Origin of the sequence: Mesorhizobium sp. M1A.F.Ca.ET.072.01.1.1 (assembly GCF_004023325.1) — a bacterium.
Lineage (GTDB): Bacteria > Pseudomonadota > Alphaproteobacteria > Rhizobiales > Rhizobiaceae > Mesorhizobium.
Genome location: NZ_RZSF01000591.1, coordinates 1 through 1,946, shown reverse-complemented (window position 1 = coordinate 1,946; position 1,946 = coordinate 1). Strand labels below are relative to the sequence as shown.

The 1,946-nt window shown below is 65.2% G+C and carries 2 protein-coding genes; one reads left to right on the top strand and one right to left on the bottom strand.

Translation table 11 applies throughout. The features are described from left to right. Positions 1-84: 84 nt before the first annotated feature. Positions 85-219, bottom strand: coding sequence for a 50S ribosomal protein L34 (rpmH, locus tag EOA32_RS36655; protein WP_128374266.1), 135 nt, complete (start codon positions 217-219; stop codon positions 85-87). 255 nt (positions 220-474) lie between these two features. On the opposite strand from rpmH, the gene EOA32_RS36650 reads away from it, so the two are divergent. After that, a partial coding sequence (locus tag EOA32_RS36650) for a HAMP domain-containing sensor histidine kinase (RefSeq protein ID WP_145971498.1) occupies positions 475-1,946 on the top strand: 1,472 nt, incomplete at its 3' end.

Here is a 1,946-nt window from a genome sequence, read left to right as displayed (position 1 = left end):
GCCATGAAATCCGCGCGTTTCAGAAGCCGCCCGGGAGTTTTCCCCTTTGGCTTGCCGGTTGCGGGCACCGATCTCGTCTTTCGTTCAGGCGCTGAGCCGCTTGCGGCCGCGGTTGCGGCGGGCTGCGACGACGCCGCGGCCACCCTTGGTGGCCATACGGGCACGGAAACCGTGCCGGCGCTTGCGGACGAGTTTGGACGGGTGGTAGGGACGCTTCATTTGTTTTAATACCGCGGCGTGCGGCCCTTCTTGATTCTGTCACACTGTAACAGGAGCTTTGCCGGGCCAGTTATAGGCGCGATCGAAACCGCGCCGGGACGGAAGGCCCGAGCGTGAGCGGGCTTATAGGAAGAAGGATTTTGGAAGTCAATCCAGCCCGCCCAAAGGCATTTTTTCACTGGCTGGCGGCGAAATTAGCAAAAAAGCCGCAAATCGCATAATCTTGCTCGATCAAGCCTTCGTGAAAACCGCGTCATGACAAGTGAAGTCCTGTCAACGGATGAAAAGCCACGCCCCGCGGCGGCAAGCTCGCCGCGCCGGGTGCCGCTGTCGCGCGGTCTGTCGACCAAGCTTCTGCTTCTCACCATCGTCTTCGTGCTGCTCGCCGAAATCCTGATCTTCCTGCCCTGGATCGCCAGCTACCGGGTGAACTGGCTGAAGGAGCGGCTGAGCACCTCCGCCGCCGTGTCGATCGTGTTGCTGCAGGGCGAGCCCAACTCCCTGTCGCACACCGCCCAGAACGACGTGCTGATGGCGATCGGCGCCAAGGCGATCGCGGTGCGCGACGGCGGCGTCTCGCGGCTGCTGGTCGTGGCCGACATGCCGCCGAAGGTCGACGAGCATATCGACATTGCCAATGTCGGCCTGGTCAACGGCATGACCGGCGCGCTGGAAACGCTGTTCGCCGGCGGCAACCGCATGCTGCGCGTCTTCGGGCCGGTCGGCGACAGCGACAAGGAATTCGAGCTGATCATGCCGGACTACAGTCTGCGCAACGCCATGCTCAGATATTCGCGCAACGTCGCCGTCGTCTCGCTGCTGATCTCGCTGTTCACCGCCATGCTCGTCTATGCGGCGATCGATCTGATCATGATCGGCCCGATCCGCACCATGACGCGCTCGATCCTGTCCTTCTCCGAGGCGCCGGACGATCCCGGCCGCATAATTTGTCCGACGGAGCGTGCCGACGAGATCGGCGTCGCCGAGCGCGAGCTGTCGCAGATGCAGGATCGGCTGCAAAAAATGCTCGCCGAGCAGAAGCACCTCGCCAACCTCGGGCTTGCCGTGTCCAAGATCAACCACGACATGCGCAACATCCTGGCTTCCGCGCAGCTTATGTCGGACCGGTTGCGCCAGGTGAAGGATCCGACCGTGCAGTCCTTCGCGCCGAAGCTCCTGCGTGCGCTCGACCGCGCCGTCGCCTATTCGGAGGGCGTGCTTGCCTATGGCCGCACACAGGAGCCGGCACCGTCGCGCCGCCGCTTGCGGCTGCGCCAGCTGGTCGACGACGTGCACGGCCTGCTCGACATCGAGGAGGGCATCGAATTCATCAATGCCGTCGAGCTCACCTTCGAAGTCGACGCCGATTCCGACCAGCTCTTCCGCGTGCTCACCAACCTGTGCCGCAACTCGGTGCAGGCAATGGCGGCCGACACGGAGAGCGCGGTGGTGCGCCGGCTCGCCGTCTCGGCCGAGCGCTTGGGCAGCGTCAGCCGCATCACCGTCAGCGACACCGGCCCCGGCCTCCCGCCCAAGGCGCGCGAGAACCTGTTCGCCGCCTTCCGCGGCTCGGCGCGCAGCGGCGGCACCGGCCTTGGCCTGGCGATCGCCCATGAGCTGATCCGCGCCCATGGCGGCACGGTGGAGCTGGTCGAATCGATCGGCGGCCGCACGGTCTTCGCCGTCACCATCCCCGGCCAGCCGGTGCGGCTCGATCAGGCCCGCAA

Excerpts from the sequence above, each read along its gene's own strand:
- rpmH (WP_128374266.1), bottom strand. The coding sequence starts at position 219 with ATGAAGCGTCCCTACCACCCGTCCAAACTCGTCCGCAAGCGCCGGCAC.